A 17,364-nucleotide genomic window follows, 5' to 3' on the forward strand; every position below is an offset into this window, starting at 1 on the left:
TTAACAATTATCTCCGGTTTTTCAGCCGGAGTTTTTTATTCAAAATATACAGGAAATTAACCTTAAATCCATGAGGTTAATAATATCATGCATTTCCCATTCAAAAGGACAATAATGCGTTTAACAAAAAAAACGACAGGGTTGATGGCCTGTCGTTATTCAATATCAGATATTTTTCAACTAAAAAAGTATTATTCTATGCACACCCGATACAATCCGGCGCGAGGGGGGATTTTTTAATATAATAACTTATTTTTTTGGTAATCCTTTATCAATTATTGTAACACTAGATTTATTTTTAGCATTATGCGTTCTCTCAAGTGACAATATATTTGAAATAAATAAAGTATTCTTATAATTACCCGAGATACTGTCTGTTAACAAAATAAATTCCAGATTAGTATAATTACACACCCTAAATTTATCATCTTTTTTTATTTGTTTAAATTCACCCATTACGGGAATTATACAAATACTACTATCTGAATCAAAAATAAAATAAGCCTGCATTCCATTATTTATCCCAAAATAGTCTACATTAAAATTTTCATCGATAGATAAATCTGAAACTATACCATAAAAAAACTTAGAATTCCCCCCATCATCAATTCTTGTCAGCCAGATATTATTAAAATTGTAATAAACCAATTTTTTATTATCAGAGCAACCAAACATGATAATAACAATAATGAAAAACAAGTTTACTTTCATTAGTTCTATTTTTTGTTCTTTATATAATTTCGGCCAGCTTTAATACCATCCATTGATAAAGGATGTTCTCCATGTTTAATAGTGTTATTAATCCTATAGTCTGCCATTCCTTGTGTATCTGGAAAAAATGAAAACAATAAATCTGATACAACTTTAATTACACTATTCTTAACAGAATTACCGGATTGATTATATGTTCCAAAAACATAATCAAGTTGATTATCCGTCAAAAATGAATTAGCGCCCACTGCTCCAGCTGCAAAATTTCCTGCATCTCTGGCTGACGCATGTTTACCGAATAATTTTGATCCAAAAGAAACATTATTATTAGGGGCTTTAAGTTTAATATCCCAAACTTCGCCTCCTCTTGCATTGTAAGCGTATTCTAACGCAGAAGGATCTTGATCTAGAATATTATTAACTTCCTGCATTGCCCAGTCAGAATTAAAATCAATTTTAGCACCTTTTGCCGCAACAATGTTACCTCTTTCATACTGGTCAAAATCTGCAAAGCCAAAACTAGTCCAGGTTTCTCCCATTTTTTCACCATTAGCAGATGTTCCATGTTTTTTTTGCCTTTTTCCTATCTGATATGCAGTAGGAGCATTACCGTCACGATTATCCCCATGTCTATATACACCATTATCCCCACATCATCAATTACAGCTATCACATTTCCATCTTTGTCTGTATGGGCAGAGAAAGGACTCATCCCATCCGAATCAATAAACCTAATCGGATTATCAAAGGCATAATTGTACGGGCTATGCCTGCGCATCTGATCTGCCAGCGGATCTATCACTCCCCATCTGCCGATCTGTACATCATACATTCGGGCACCATAATCTAACCATTCTAAACCACTGTCATTGCTGAACTCTTTACGTTGTTCTTCTTTGCCATTGTAATTGAACTTGTTTCCAGGATCTCCAAATCCTAAAGCCTTTCTACCGATGCCCTGCATCAAAGTGCTTTTACATTATACACCGGACACTGTCCGGCGCGAGCGGCGGGGCACGATGAGAATTAATTTAAAAAATACTTATTTAGAGCATTTTCTTCATTTAACAGACTTAAGATAAATCTTACATAATTTGATACATGTTTAGATGAAAAATCGCCTTCCTCTTCTCTAATTATATAGTGGTATTTATCAGAGAGTCGGCATTCTAAAAGCCAGAAAACACCGTCTTTGGTTTGATTAGAATAGTCAATAGTTTTTGATTCAGACCAAAAATCATTATCCTTTAGCAGCATCAGATATTCGTCCCATGTATCTGACACTACAGAGTAAACAGTATCTTTAAGAAAATTAATTTTTTGACTTTCATTTTGATAGGGAGGTATTCTCTTAATACTCACTGTAATGGTGTCATTGAAGTTGTTTAATCTTATTAAGAAAGGATTTCGCAATGTGGGAAGCCAAACAAATCGTATACTTTCTCCTCTCCCTTTATACTTATACAAATTAGGTTCGTTAAATGAATATAAAACTTCAGAAAACCAATTTGTAAAAAATGAATCATTTCTAATATTTTCTTCAGTTAATAAACTGGGGAATGCATTGTCCAAAAAATAATTTTCTTTTCTAATATCTGTTATTTCTTCTTGAAATCTATCAATTACTTTTGAGCTTTTGTATTGACATCCGGTAATCAAAGTAATTATAACAATGAATAATCTCATTCAAAAAAATTTAATTGAATAATTGGTTTTGATGGTCTTTTTTCTTTCTCTTTTCTTAGGTCAACTTTAGGTTCATTCTTATTGTATGGCCAAGGTCCTTGACCATTTTTTCGTATAAAGTCTTTTGGATCACTCGGCATATCTGTAGAAATGATACTTTCCTTACCACTTTTATGATCATATTTCTTCAATGACCCATCAGGTGTAACAACATATCCATCAATACCTGCATTACGGTTTCCCTCTTTGTCCTGGCCTGAAAAATTATTATCACTATGTGCAGTACCTTTTCCCCAAGAGTTTCCATGTGTATGTATATCAGCCTTGGGAACTGTTCCTTCGGGAGCATCGCTAACTCTTACAGATACCTTCCGCAGCATTAGGAACTGAATAACTATAATAAACTTTCCCATCTTTATCTTTTCCCTTATAAATTGTAGCACCATATTCACTTTTTTCAACTATAGAGTTATCATTATACAATTTTCTGAAGTCAAGTGCCGCCAGAATTATAGTTTTAAATTTATCGCCAGGATCACTCGGTGTCATCCCATCCAGGTCTATAAACCTAATCGGATTATCAAAGGGATAATTGTACGGGCTGTGCCTGCACATCTGATCTGCCAACGGATCTACCACGCCCCATCTGCCAATTTGTGCATCATACATCCTCGCACCATAATCTAACCATTCTAATCCGCTGCCATTGCTGAACGCTTTACGTTGTTCTTCTTTGCCGTTATACCTGAACTTGTTTCCAGGATCTCCAAATCCTAAAGCCTTGCTACTGATGCCCTGCATCAAACACTTTTACATCATACACCCGACACAGTCCGGCGCGAGGGGGGGGATATCAAACTATTTTATTCGAACGCCCTCCCAATTTGTTATTACAGGTTTATAAAGTTCATGCCAACGTTTTATAAAAAAATCTATATTCGCCATATCTCCTTTAATTAAGTTTGTAATTTTCTTTACTTTTCCATTAGAGCTATAACTACACAAACTTCTACTAATTTTATATTTTGGTAAAAATAGTATAAGAATCAAAGGTGGTACTTTATATTCATCTGCTCTAAGTCTCATTTCTGTGTTAGAATTTGGAATTAAACGGTAATTTAGACCGTCTATTCCATTCAATTTTCTGATATCAGTGAGAGTTGGTGATAATTGAAAAACGTTTAAATATATTTGTATCCAACGGTCTTTTTTGGGAATATGAACTATTATATACTCCAAATGAGAATCACTAGAGATTCGACATAACTCATAAGTATAGTCACTCATATTGTTTCTTCCAAACCAAGAAGTTGAAAAAGGGGACTTTTGAAATCCCTTTTTTTTAAGCTCAGGAATACTCGATTCAACAAATACATTATTCTTAATTGACAGAAAATCTTTATCCGAAATTTAAAAAAATAAACTCATCATCGTTCTTTTTTATTTGTTTGGGCTGATACTCCGGCTCCAGACACGCCTTGCTACTGATACCCTGCATCACCAAACCAAAAAGGATAGAAATGCCTTTAGCAACTAATATAAGTTTTTTATTTTGATATTGATTGCACTGCTGTTTTTCCGGTGGGCTTAGCCCATTCTAATAAAATACAAAAAAATAATGGAAGTTCAACATCAGTCAAACTATAACACTTACACTATCGTATAAAAAAACAACGACAGACTTTATAGCGTGTCGTTATTCAATGATCAGATATTTTTCAACTAAAAAGTATTATTTTATGCTCACCGGATACAATCCGGCGCGAGGGATGAATATACATAATTAATTAAAATTGTGAGGTATCGTAAACGTCTCTTTCAAGATATTAATAAATTCTTTATCTTCTGGAAATCTTACGATCAGTGAGTCTAGTTCAAAAAGAATACTATCTTTATTTAATATTTCTCTCTTTAAAAAAAATAAATCATAATATACTTTTTCATCAAAATGTTCCTTAGCTTCATTTTGTATATATATATCAATCGTTGTTATTGCTTTTTCTAGCATTTGATTACGATTCACTAAATCACTTTCTCTTTCATATTCTTTAGCAAGAAAGTAAAACTTTCCCATATCTCTTTTATAGCTGTAGGAAAAATCCTCCGTATTCAATGAGTCTAGAAACTCATAACCTTTTTTATAATCTTCCAATAAGGCTATTATCATAATTTTATATTCAATTGCTGCAGCTTTTGTCTCATAACATTTGATAGCAATTTCTACATCTACTAACCCCTTTATCAAATTATCTTTTACTTTATTGGCATAATATTCACTTAAATATATTGAGGAACTCTTAAGTCTTTCATGACAGACTGTACTATTTATTGATTGATCTCCACAACCATTACCAATTATAAAACATAATCCTAGTAATGCAACTAATTGGTTTATTCTTTTTTTCAACATTATTTTTTATTATTTGTTTCCGGCAAAGACAGTAGGGAACCTATTTTCATATTTCTTCGCAACAGGTAATAAATGAGTTAAAACTAATGGAGTAATTCCAGTACCATTACTTTTTGTATGCCACCACGAACCACTACTTTTAATACTAGGGAAGTCTTTACCACTAGACAACTCCGAAGCGGGCAGAAAAATACTCTCTTTACTAATACTTGAATTAGCTCCTCTAATCTGTGATTCACCAGGTTTATTTTTTTGAAGATTAGTAGAATAATCTTTTCCATTAAAAGAAAGGAATGCATCTCCTACTGTCGTAATCTCATCACTACCAGTATATCTATTCACATTAATTAGATCAATAACAACTCCTTCAAATTCTTTTACAAAACTTCCATCCGCCCCCCTAACTAAAGAGACTGAGGCTCCAACCATAACAGTAGTTTCTACATTTACTTTCACCATATTATTGACAACATATCTACCAGGTTCAACATCAGAAGCAATATATCCAATTGTAGTCGTAGATTGAGATCTAGAATTTATATTCCAACCTAAATCTTTTAATATTGAATTATCTTCTTTACCTATATAAGAGTAACCTTCAGGTGTATTTGATACGGATGTAACACTTTTATTCCATTCATATTTACCAGTACTTTTATTTTTTATCCAATCTAAAGGACTCATCCCATCCGGGTCTATAAACCTAATCGGATGATCAAACGCATAATTGTACGGGCTGTGCCTGAGCATCTGATCTGCCAGCGGATCTACCACACCCCATCTGCCAATTTGTGCATCATACATTCTGGCACCATCATCTAACCACTCTAATCCGCTGCCATTGCTGAACGCTTTACGTTGTTCTTCTTTACCATTATACTTGAACTTGTTTCCAGGATCTCCAAATCCTAAGGTCTTGCTACTGATCCCCCTCATCACTAAACCAATGGATAGTAATGCCTTTAGCAATTAATATAAGTTTTCTACTTTGACATTGATTGCACTGCGGTTTTTCCGGTGGGCTTAGCCCATTCTACTAAAATACAAAAAAATAATGGAAGTTCAACATCAGTCAAACTATAACACTTACACTATCGTATAAAAAACAACGACAGACTTTATGGCCTGTCGCTATTCAATGATCAGATATTTTTTACTTGAAAAGTATTATTCTATGCACACCGGATACAATCCGGCGCGAGGGGGGAGGGGGGGATAAATCCTATCGTTGTAAAGTAAATTATATTATCTGAAAACTTCTCCAAATAAAAGTGCTTTTACATTATACACCGGACGCAGCCCGAGTCCAACGCAAGCGAGGAGGGTTAGTCAATTTAAGAAACCTGCAACCTTTATTATTTCTCCATAACTATTAAAGTAAATAATTGGACCATGATAAATTATTGAGACTTTTCTAATCTCACCTTCCCTTTTCCCATAATTTCCGAATGTTTGTGGAAAAGGCGCACTAAATTTTTCATCCAAATCAAAGATGAGAGGAATTAAATTACTATTAATAACAGCAAATCTATTAGTCCTTTTTTTCCAATAAAATGTAGAAGATTTTACATCTATGTTTTCAATTATTATTAATCTGTATAAATCATCCTCACTATCTAGTTTTAAACAGATATTTTTAATATCACTTCGTTGGTTCTTACTAGATAAATGTGTATTTATCAAAATCTCGATACTATCAGGAAAGTAATATTTAATGAACTTTCCTTTCTGAGCATTAGCTATATCAGTATATAGAAAAAGAAATACTGTAATTAAAATTTTATACATAATAAATTGTTTTAAATTTTCGGCTTACCGCTTCTTCCCCATATTTCCAGAGCATTTCTCCCTATATTAAATGTATCAATACCTTTCCCTTTTGTCTTTCCTATATTATTGTTTATTGTTCCATCAGGGTTGGCCCGATGTATACTACCTGAAGTGCCGGCTTTTCCAGTATGTTTCATTGCATCTATACCATAAATGGGAACCTGACGATTAACTGCAGTAGGTAGATCATAATCTTTAGACATTGTTGGTAGAGTCACAATTCCTGCTTCTTCTGAATCAGGATGCCCATGCACACCTCCTAAAATAACATTAAATGTCATTTTGTTTCCAGCCTGATCTACAGGCATATTGGTACCTAACCCAGGAGCAGGGTAATACTCAAATTCTGTTTTACTATTACTACCGGAATTACCCATAAAAGATGTTATTTTAGCTGCTTTCAGGTCTAATATTATATACATTTGATGTTCTTTCCCTCCTCTTGACTTATCCCTAACCTCTTGCATATTTGACTGAATAGTTTCATCATCAATAGTAATAAGAGTACTGGAGGATTGTAATTCACTTGTTGCAGTCTCGCTAACAGTGCCCCCATGTCCTGACCTTAGCTCGTTAAATTTATCATCATCAATTAATCGTAAGTTAGTAGAAGTAGCTCCATCTGAACCCAAATATTTTCCATTTTTCCTACTATAGTAATCATCAACAGACGCCATCCCATCCGAATCAATAAACCTAATCGGATTATCAAAGGCATAATTGTACGGGCTATGCCTGCGCATCTGATCTGCTAACGGATCTACCACGCCCCATCTCCCAATCTGCGCATCATACATTCGGGCACCATAATCTAAACACTCTAATCCGCTGCCATTGCTGAACTCTTTACGCTGTTCTTCTTTGCCGTTATACTTGAACTTGTTTCCAGGATCTCCAAATCCTAAGGCCTTGCTACTGATGCCCTGCATCACCAACCCCCAAAAATAGAAATGCCTTTAGCAACTAATATAAGTTTTTTATTTTGATATTGATTGTACTGCGGTTCTTTCGGTGGGGTTAGCCCAGTCTAATAAGATACAAAAAAAATATTGAAAAATCAAAATCGGTCATACTATATCAACTATACAATTTATCCTCTCGAAAAAAAAATAACGACAGGCTTTCAAGCCTGTCGTCATTAACAATCAGATATTCTTTTCACTTAAAAAGTACTATTCTATGCTCACCGGATACAATCCGGTGCGAGAGGGGGAGTTCCCGTCTTAGCGGCAACTCGTGCAGTACTTATACCCCTGTTTCTATAATCTACTAAACCGCTATCATTTTTACAAGTATTAGCTAAGTCGTTTCTTGAAAATACTCTTTTTAATTCAAGATTACTTTTTCCCGAATTTAAAGTATTCGAAAATATTGTTTCTAAAATTACACCTGCAAAAACAACTACTTTTGCCTCACAAATATTTGTTTGAAATATTGTAAGTACAAAAAATAATATTTTTAGAAGTAAATTCATTTTTAAGGTTTCTATTCGGGATTTAATGCTTGCAATTTTTGAATGGCTATTCTTATTTCTTTTTCCAAACGATCATCTCCATAATAACTTGGGTCTTCATTTCTCCAATCCTCGTTCGGTTCATAAAAATCCAAATCGTAGGCAAGTCCTGATAAGATTTCATTTAGAGTTTCATCTTTAATACTTTCATCTTCCCAAACTTTATTTTGGAAAGATTTGATAAGTTCCATTCTAATAGGCTCTCTTTCTAAAATAATTTTATGGAGGCTTTCTATTATTTCAATTGTAGATTTCATAGGATTTATTTTATTGGTATGAACCTTTTATTGATTAAATTTTTGCTACTCCTAAGCACCGTTGTTACTTGACCTGTCAAAGGATTTGTTCCAACTAATAAACTTTTTCCACTTGCAAAACCATTAGGCAAAACATAATTTATTGATTTATTAAGCGGGTCATAGAATTTCTGTCCCTTACTTATCGCTGTTTCTGCCATTTTTTGAGTAACCCCTCGTTCGGCTAATCTTTGTAAAGAGTGCTTACTCCATTGAGTTCCTGTAGCAACTAATGCTTCCGTTCCCCTCTTAGCGGCAACTTCAGAAGTTGAAGCTAAGGGTGCTGCGGTTTTTCCTAATCCACCGACTTTCATCAAATCGACCCCGCTGGTTAGTACTAATCCGGTAGCTACATCCGCAACTGCTCCTACTTTGTCCGCTACGTTTTCACTGACACCTACGGCCTGCAACACACTGGAAACACCGGTTTCTACTATTGTCTTCTCCTTACTACCATAAACCATTTCATTAAACCCTACACGCATTTGGTCTACTCCGTAACCAAAACCTACAGCTGCTAAAGGCGAAACAGTACCTCCTGAAACATAAGCGCTTCCCAAGGAGAATATCGCTACACTTGCTCCTCCTACCAAACGAACTCCCCCCCATACTCTTCCCCAAGGAATAGAGTCTCCTAATGGATCATTGTAAAGAATCGGGTTATTCAGCATGCCACCATACAAGCTGAAGGATTTCTCCGGCTTGGGGTCTATCTGGTGCCATCTGCCCAATTGAGGGTCATATTTCCTGTGTTCGGTAGTGTACCACTCTAAACCACGAAGTTCCAGAAATTCTTCATTTTCTAATTCTGAACCTCCATTGTATTTAAACTTATTAACCGGATCGCCGAACTTTAAGGCCTTGCTACTGACGCCCTGCATCACCAATCCAAACGGATAATAATGTGTTTCTTCTAACAAAGCCCCTCGTTCATGGGTTACCTGCAGGTTGTCAAAATACACCGGTATATTCTCCGATACATTACTCACATATACGTAAATATAACCATTTTTAGGTACTTCGATATTATTGCGCACATGCGTCGTTAATACACCGCTATTGCCCACCACCACCGCGCCACTGCCTTCCGGTACATACTGCATATGATCATTGAACAATATCCAGTTCACATACGCTTTCGGTTTTGCAGGCGTATTGGCATTGCGGCCATTCAGAAAGCTAATAATCGGAGTCGTTAACATCCCTTCCGTTAAATCACCCACTCCCACCTTGCCACTGCTGCCTCCCGGAATAGCTGCCAGTAATAAATCGAGCAACGGCGTTAAAGGGCTTAAACTATTCACCGGCGTAGCACTGCTCTGCCACCAGCTCGTGGCCGTTAAATGGATTTTATCGCCCGCCATCACTTTTAATAACTTACCCGGACCGATCACCGCTTCTGCCGTACCGCCACCCACTTTAGCCACTTTGGTTCCCCCTGTAGAAGGATAACCCGCCGGTTTATCTGCCCGCGTTTCAGGCAGGTTATAATACAATGCTTCTTCCACCACAGCCGCCGCCTCTTCCATCGTAGCGGCCACATAGTAATCCGTTTGTTGTGCTTCGGTGATCACCGAACGGATATTCCCTAAATGATCTTTTAAGAAATAATCATACGACAGCCGTGCCGAATCACTACCCTTTGCCGCTGTGTAGCGGATTCTGCCTTCTTCAAAAGAGATGAACTGCAATTGCGCTAAATAACCCAGGCGATCGTTTAAGGTCGCATGGCTATATTGCTTCGACTCATATATCGTACCACTGTTATAGTAAGTCACAGTGGTTATATCGGTCAGTAAACTGTCGATCGTGGCATTATACTCCACCACCGTTTTGGATAACTTTACGCCCCCGGCATTGTACTGATAAACAATATGACCCTGACCATTTTTCATCACCACCCGCTCAGGCAGGTTCAGGTAATTGTAAAGAATAGAATCGATGCCTTTGTTCCCATCTTTGATCAGGCTGCCGTTTACATCATAGGCATAATCATCGCCGCTATTTTCACCGTCTTTGAAATCACCTAACCGCCCATTGAACGGCGTTGTGGACGCATCCGTTACTTTCAACAGTTTGTTGGAGTGTTCCGCATAAGTATAGCTCAGCTGATCAATCGGTGTATTTACGTGCAACCCTATTTTGTAACCATACATCGTGCTGCGAAGGATATTACCATTCAGGTCATACGCTTGGTTAGGCGTTGCAGTGGTACTGCCCCCCATATTGACCGAATAATTCACACTATTGGCATCCCAGGCAATATTGTTATTCGAACTCTGGGCAAATTGCGAACGAAGCAGGCGCCCAGAGGCATCATAGGTAAAGTCATATCGTCTTCTAAAACCGTCTCCTTTACTCTCCCACGTCATTCCGGCGATGTTACCGTTGTACTGTAACCACTGGTAATCACGGTTGGTACTATTGACGGCTTTGTCATAACCCAGGTCAAACGAAAAGAAACTGCCCGTTCCATCGCTGTTAGCACTCAGTTCTGCACGGTTCACCCCCAGCAACCAACCGCGGATCGTGTAGTCATACACTTGCTGTTCGAGTGCACGGGACGTATTACGCGGATTTTTTCCATAACTTTTTACCCGCAGTTGCCCTAAAGCATCGTAGCGTAATTCAGTGGTCGTTTTACGAACATCATTGCCCGCTACGGCCACTGCATGCTGTTTGACCTGCTTTTCTGTTTGTACCAATCGCCCTAACTCGTCATAGGTGTGATAATTCACAGAAACGATTTCATTGGCACTCGTTCCGTCTTTTGCTTTTTTATCCACCACTACCAATACTGCACCCGCCCAACTGTATTGAGTGGTGAGCACATCCACCCCGCCCCATTCATTTTTTGTTTTGCTTTGAATCACACGGCCTTTGTCATCATAAAGCAATACACTGGTCATCCATTGATTTGTGCCCAGTATTTTGGTTTGTGTCCAGGTGGTTAATCCCTTTACCATGTATACTGCTACCGGCTTTACGGCATAGGGGTACACACTCATACTGGCTGGTTGCAGATAGCTGTTCCAGCTACTCTGATAAGTACTATCCATACCTGCTACTACAGGCATACCGGCATAGCCGTCATAACCTGTTTTACTCAGCGATTCCCACCCACTGCCCGGCGCAACCGCAAAAGGATAAGCACCGGTGGTGGCTCTTGCATTGATCTGGTGTTGTTCAAAACTAATGGATGATCCACTGGTATAGATACCCGTTTCTACCGGACGGTTGATCGCATCATAGAGCGTCACCAGCCAGCGGTTCGCATTCTCCTCACGCATCTTAGCGTCCTGCGTCATTACTACCCGGTCGCGGTTGTCATACACCAGATACTCCTCACCTTTACCCGGCACTTTTTTACGGATCAGCTGACCACGACCGTCATACTCATAGCGGAAACATTGTTCATTTAAAAGCACACTATTGGTCAAAATAAAATTAGAGCGAATCTGATTCACCCCTACCGGTTGTACCACACAACGCAGCCGGTTTAAATCATCATAGATATAGTAGGTATTTGCCCAGCCGGTATGTCCATTTCCCATTCCTGTATCAGCAACGGCCAGAATTTGTACTTTTTTTAGAATTAATAAACCCTGCTTGTCTTTAAATTCAATCACCTGATGGCCATTTTCATTGGTGGTAATCGTTTTGTATAATTGTCCCGGTTGATAAACGCCCGGTGATTGATAGGTGCCCCAGTTATTGGCCACATCCGTTACCCGCCAGATGCGTACACTATCAATAGCTGTATTAAACCACTGATCAGCTTTTACAGAACGGCGGCTGTTTTTCTCCGTCAGGTGGCTCGTGCCTACCCAGTTATTACCCGGCGCAAAACTTTCCAGCACACGATTCAACGGAGAGGCTTCATATTTTGTATGGTTATAATAATAAGTTTCTCCCTGGCCCGCAATCGGGTTCTGGTGAGGATCACTGTTCGAATAAAAGTTGTGTTGTTGTACAAAAGGGTCTCTTTTGAAAAAACCGTTGTTCACATGCGCATTGTTAGCCGTAGCCATTGCAGGCGTCGGCAAGTACTGATACGACTCACGGCCATATGCATCATACACTTGCATACTGATCAGGTCTACCGCTCCGGCAGCACTGGTCGGGTTCAGCGAGTCGGTGATCAGTGAACCTTGTTTGAGCACCGTTTGAATCGGGCGGCCCAGGCCGTCATAATACACCGTTTGCATCTGAGCGGTAGTCACAGGAGTGGTGACTGTAAACTGGCCCGCATCCGTTGTGGGTTTTACGGCCGTCCAGCTGCGCACATAGTTCTTTGCACTATCTGTATACACGGCAGGTTGCGGGCGTGGTGCCTGTGACCATAACGGTGAACTGAACATGAATAGGAATAAAGAAGATAATAAACTTTTCTTCAATAACATTATAATAAGGTTGTAAGAGTTTAGGATAAAACGTAGTCAGTTTACAAAAAGAATTACCAATCACAAGGTTCATCAGAGTACTCAAACCAAGCTCGGGAAGGATGCAAATCGCTAAACATGTACACATACCAAACAACATATCTCCCCATCATAAAATCATACTCACAATTAATCATTGTTTGAATACCTGTTTCACAACTGCCATTTACACATCGCTTCATCAAGCCCTCATCACAACTATTTACAGAACAATTATAAATACAAATACCATTAGCATTTGCGTAAGCCTGCCCATTGGCATTTATTTCAGCAATTGCCAGATTTCTTGCAGCAGTATAGCTTACCCTTGAACTGTATTTATTAGCTGGTACAGTATAAATAACAGCACTTCCGGAATCCGAGTTCAGGCCACATTGCTTGTAGTAAGTTCTAACCTCCTCAATATTATACCATGTACATCCACCTACAGTATTGATATCATTTTGCCCGTTCATATCAGTAAGGTATTTCATTGCCAGAGAGTCTGCCTGGTGCTGGCTCACAAGAGACGAAAACATACCATAAGGTACTTTATACACTTTATCATCACCAATACCGCCTGAAGTACAATTGTTTTTCCTGAAAGACTGTTCCTGATAGGCATTATAAAAAACAATACTATTGGCTAAATTCTCATCCGGTTGACTAGCCAAATTATAATAATACTTTTTAATAATATTTCCATCATTATCTTTAATACGGGCTAATCTATGCAAATCATCATATTCATAAAAAGTATTCAATCCCCGGCTATCAGTAGATTTAATCATACCGACCAAAGGTTTGAAATCGAAAGTAGTTGCATTCACTAAAAGATTTGACTGAAAAGCAGCTCTTAAATTACTTATCTGATGATTAATCTGATGCCTGCTCATTTTATAAAATGAAGAAGTATCAATATGATTTTTTGTAACTTCCCAACTAGCACCCATTATATTAGCTATTGGATATTCTCCCTGATATCCCCACAAAAAAGTATTCGGAACGCTGCTTCTATCTGTTTGTTGCAGAATATTTCCCATGTAATCGTAAGCATCTATAGTTAATTCTACTGAAAGCGTATCTCCTCCATTAGATTTACTAAAAATCTTAGGAGCAACAAAAGCATCATTGAAAAAAGAATAGTATTCGACTTTTGCACGGCTAATTTCCTTCCGTCCGGTTATGTTTGAGTCAATGCTCCGGATAACAGGAGAAACAATATTTCTTGAAACCATTAGAGAGTAGGGAAATGTGGTTTCCAGGTGATAGGGGTACTCCACGGTGGTTTTAATCGTATCCCCTACAGCGTTCATGCTAAGTACTTCAACTGGTTTATAATTGTCTAACAGGTAGTTCATCGAAGGATATTTCTGCAACAGATAAATATTTTCAACTTTAGATTCTAACTGAACACCCGACACAGGTATATATTCCTTTTCTGTAGTTTTCTTCAATAAAGCTGGTTTAGTAAAAAAAGCCAGAGAAGAGATCCTCGACAAGATAACCAGCGATCCGACAGAAATATAATTTTTATGAAGGTAAGGAACTTTATATATAGAACTGGTATCTATAAAATAATCATACTCAGTAGATCTTAACAATTGCTTACCTGAATTAAAATACTCTGTTTTAAGGTTGAGGCCCCGAAAGAGTTCAAGGCTAACAAATCCCTGGTCATAATAAGGCGCATCATAATTACCATAAACCATATAAGGTTCTTTATCCATATAACCATTATCCAGATTCGAGTATATGTATTTTATATAGCTACTATCACCAACTTTTTCAACCACTTCGCTATAAGTAACATTTGAACCATTCGTAGAAAATAAAGGATACAGGTTATTATCGAACCCTTTCATAAAATAATACTCAACAGTAAAATAAATGTCTAACCAGGAACGGTCAAAACTAAAAACACTTCTACCTTTACCAGACTTTGTATAACTGGGAACTCCTGATAATACACCAGAAGAAGCCAGACCTCCATTTAAATAATTAGTAGTATAAAAGTATTCCTTCACAACAGGAGTACTTTGTATATCTGCCAGTGCGGTCATTTTTTTAATCCTAAGGCCACCTGCCATCTGATTATCTGCTGTATCCCTAACCACAAAAGGATATTGTTGGGCTACTTTTTTATACTGATGAGGTTCATATTCCAGTTTTAAAAAACCACCGGTCGGGTAAATAACCTCTTCCAAAACTTCAGCTTTCATTTTTTCAGCGTCCGGTGAACGCATCGAAAAGTAATTGGCATCATAGATATACTCTACATCATTATAATACCCCCAGTGATCCTTCTTTCTGGAAGCATAAGGAGGGAGTTGCGTATTATTATATTTAAACTTATAAACTTCACCAACAGTAGAGGCTTTTTCACCTTTAAACGAAACGCTATCCAGTCTCAACCTGGCATTGCTGGTATCTCTGTAATAAAAATTAAAAATTTTAAAGCTGTCATTAACAACAATGCTATTTAACTTTTGCCAATAAGACTGACTTGCTGATTCTATTAAATTATTAATAATATTAAATGATTTAGAAAAAGAGTTATCTCCATATCCTAAATCATATAACAAATCATTGGTTCTTGAAAAATTAAAATCCACCGTCTGATTAGGAGCAATTATCCTTTTAATGTGTGAAGGAAAATTTAGAATATACGTATCCGAAGTAACCACCATTTCATTATACGTATTTATGTTAAATTCGTTGTACTTGAAAAAGTGATTATTAAAATAGACTCCTGTAAGATCATGCACCGTATGATAGGCATCACCTATTCGTTGCCTTTTGTGCGTAATTGTTCTTCCTTTCTTTTCATATTCTAATTGAATTTTGTACCCATAGGGCGATATCATTTCTGTAAGATGCCACGTTGTTGGTATATTATAATAATCATCATTTATACCGGATGATGAGTTACTGAAATCAATAGAACTGGAATCCCCTCCAAATAAATATTGAACGCCTTTATCATCAGTTAATTTTATCTGACGTATGGCTTTTTCGCTTTGCCTAAAATACGCTACATTGTTATTAATATTTCTATAATCATAAAATGTTATGTTATTCTCTATAGCAACAATTTCAGCCTTGAAAGTATAATCTCCATTAGTTCTTATTTTTATACTGACCGGAGCCGATGCATTTTCCTGATAAAAAAAGAAGACTCCCGACATTCCATTTACATTAAATATAAACTCATCAGGAGAAGATTCTTTAAGCTGATAAGGTGTTGTAACCTGATTTGTCAAATCAGCTACATATTTTTTTACTTCTGAAGTATCTTTCAAATCAGTAGTAAACGCTCCGGCATTATAGTAATAGCCAAGATTAAAAGCATGCCCCCCTGCAGGATTGTTATTACCATGTTCATCATAAAGACCGTTTACTTTTCTATAAATCGATCCGCCGGTCATAATTGACCAACCAAGGCCTACAACGCCTGATCTTTCTTCTACCTGATTTCCACCGGTAGAATAATTAATGCTGATCGGAATGACCAGTTCTTTATAAGAAACAGTATGCAAAGGAATACCTATTTGTACAGTTCCGTTAAAAGGACTCGCCGGATACAGGCCATGTTCAGAAATTTTTGCAACATCCGGAGTTGGGAAAGATTTGGCACCACTCATACCAGCAGAAAGAGAAGACTGGGAAAAACTTTGCTGAAACAAAACTACAGTAAACAACAAAAATATTAACGAATACAAAAAACACTTCATAATACACTTTGGAAAATAGATAGAAAAATTTGTCACATATGAAATAAATCATATAAATACATTATTCATCGCAAATATATACAAAACACTTTCTTTACAGGTAAGATTTAAAAAAGATAATTACATACTTGACAAATGATAACAAATACTTTATCTACCCATATCTTATTAACAGCAGGAAAGATCACGAAAAGGTAAAATCTATACTATATAAAAGTAACAAAAGCCGGAAAACCGGCTTTTTGCTATAAAAAATTATACTAACTATTGATTATCGCCATACACGATATTTACTTTGTGTTTTTTATACTTTAAAAACTGCTCATCAGTTAATACAGTCTTATATAAACCATCCCGTTTATTTTCAACTAACTGAATGGACTTCTTCAGAGAATCGCTGTTCATCTGTTGACTGAAAAGCAATTCAGTCTCTCTTAATAATCTGGCAGTCATACTCCAAATACTATCTTTTTGAGACGGACTTAAAAACAGGCTATCATTCATTCTATCTGTTACCAGATTTGATCTATATATTACAGCAGGATTATCTGACTGTGAATATCCAATAAACGAAACAATCAATAAAAAAAAGGTTAAAAACATTTTACTCATAACAAATCCATTTAACACAAATATAAAAGTAATAAACATAAAAAAACAACATTCATATCAATACAATATCTAATACGAAAACATAATAGATCATTTTTAAAATCTCATTCATTCTTCAAATAATAAAGATTATAATAAATTACTTCTTACA

At 36.7% G+C, this 17,364-nt stretch carries 16 protein-coding genes; all 16 read right to left on the reverse strand.

Features of this window, described 5'->3' with window-relative positions; translation table 11 throughout:
* Nucleotides 1-249: 249 nt before the first annotated feature.
* A complete protein-coding gene (locus tag D9O48_RS10395) occupies nt 250-711 on the reverse strand; it encodes a hypothetical protein (RefSeq protein ID WP_126972904.1) in 462 nt (153 codons plus the stop codon).
* Nucleotides 712-716: 5 nt separating this feature from the next.
* Entirely contained in the window at nt 717-1,250 is a 534-nt protein-coding gene (locus D9O48_RS10400) for a hypothetical protein (protein WP_126972905.1), read from the reverse strand.
* Nucleotides 1,251-1,294: 44 nt separating this feature from the next.
* Entirely contained in the window at nt 1,295-1,675 is a 381-nt protein-coding gene (locus tag D9O48_RS10405; RefSeq protein WP_126972906.1) for an RHS repeat domain-containing protein, read from the reverse strand.
* A 62-nt stretch (nt 1,676-1,737) separates the two neighbouring features.
* Complete coding sequence (locus D9O48_RS10410; RefSeq protein WP_126972907.1) at nt 1,738-2,397, reverse strand: hypothetical protein; 660 nt, start codon at nt 2,395-2,397, stop codon at nt 1,738-1,740.
* On the reverse strand, nt 2,394-2,777 hold the full coding sequence (locus tag D9O48_RS10415; protein ID WP_158624864.1) for a DUF4329 domain-containing protein: 384 nt from the start codon (nt 2,775-2,777) through the stop codon (nt 2,394-2,396). The genes D9O48_RS10410 and D9O48_RS10415 overlap by 4 nt, the downstream gene beginning before the upstream one ends.
* The gene (locus D9O48_RS10420) at nt 2,749-3,198 is read right to left on the reverse strand and encodes an RHS repeat domain-containing protein (protein WP_126972938.1); all 450 of its coding nucleotides are present in this window, start codon (nt 3,196-3,198) and stop codon (nt 2,749-2,751) included. The genes D9O48_RS10415 and D9O48_RS10420 overlap by 29 nt, the downstream gene beginning before the upstream one ends.
* Nucleotides 3,199-3,255: 57 nt before the next feature.
* The gene (locus tag D9O48_RS10425; RefSeq protein ID WP_126972909.1) at nt 3,256-3,684 is read right to left on the reverse strand and encodes a hypothetical protein; all 429 of its coding nucleotides are present in this window, start codon (nt 3,682-3,684) and stop codon (nt 3,256-3,258) included.
* Nucleotides 3,685-4,180: 496 nt separating this feature from the next.
* A complete protein-coding gene (locus D9O48_RS10430; protein WP_126972910.1) occupies nt 4,181-4,807 on the reverse strand; it encodes a hypothetical protein in 627 nt (208 codons plus the stop codon).
* 9 nt (nt 4,808-4,816) lie between these two features.
* Nucleotides 4,817-5,776, reverse strand: a complete 960-nt coding sequence (locus D9O48_RS10435; RefSeq protein ID WP_199750551.1) for an RHS repeat domain-containing protein — start codon at nt 5,774-5,776, stop codon at nt 4,817-4,819.
* Nucleotides 5,777-6,136: 360 nt separating this feature from the next.
* Complete coding sequence (locus tag D9O48_RS10440; protein ID WP_126972911.1) at nt 6,137-6,595, reverse strand: hypothetical protein; 459 nt, start codon at nt 6,593-6,595, stop codon at nt 6,137-6,139.
* Nucleotides 6,596-6,606: 11 nt separating this feature from the next.
* Nucleotides 6,607-7,566 carry an RHS repeat domain-containing protein gene (locus tag D9O48_RS10445; RefSeq protein ID WP_126972912.1) on the reverse strand — a complete coding sequence of 320 codons (960 nt, stop codon included), beginning with the start codon at nt 7,564-7,566 and terminating at the stop codon, nt 6,607-6,609.
* Between the two features lie 254 nt (nt 7,567-7,820).
* Entirely contained in the window at nt 7,821-8,111 is a 291-nt protein-coding gene (locus tag D9O48_RS10450) for a hypothetical protein (RefSeq protein WP_126972913.1), read from the reverse strand.
* Between the two features lie 11 nt (nt 8,112-8,122).
* The gene (locus D9O48_RS10455; protein ID WP_126972914.1) at nt 8,123-8,407 is read right to left on the reverse strand and encodes a hypothetical protein; all 285 of its coding nucleotides are present in this window, start codon (nt 8,405-8,407) and stop codon (nt 8,123-8,125) included.
* 5 nt (nt 8,408-8,412) lie between these two features.
* Complete coding sequence (locus D9O48_RS10460) at nt 8,413-12,849, reverse strand: DUF6443 domain-containing protein (protein ID WP_126972915.1); 4,437 nt, start codon at nt 12,847-12,849, stop codon at nt 8,413-8,415.
* Between the two features lie 53 nt (nt 12,850-12,902).
* A complete protein-coding gene (locus tag D9O48_RS10465; protein WP_126972916.1) occupies nt 12,903-16,601 on the reverse strand; it encodes a DUF5977 domain-containing protein in 3,699 nt (1,232 codons plus the stop codon).
* A 264-nt stretch (nt 16,602-16,865) separates the two neighbouring features.
* The gene (locus D9O48_RS10470; RefSeq protein ID WP_126972917.1) at nt 16,866-17,213 is read right to left on the reverse strand and encodes a hypothetical protein; all 348 of its coding nucleotides are present in this window, start codon (nt 17,211-17,213) and stop codon (nt 16,866-16,868) included.
* Between the last annotated feature and the right edge of the window lie 151 nt (nt 17,214-17,364).

This window comes from Gynurincola endophyticus (genome assembly GCF_003991195.1).
Lineage (GTDB): Bacteria > Bacteroidota > Bacteroidia > Chitinophagales > Chitinophagaceae > Gynurincola > Gynurincola endophyticus.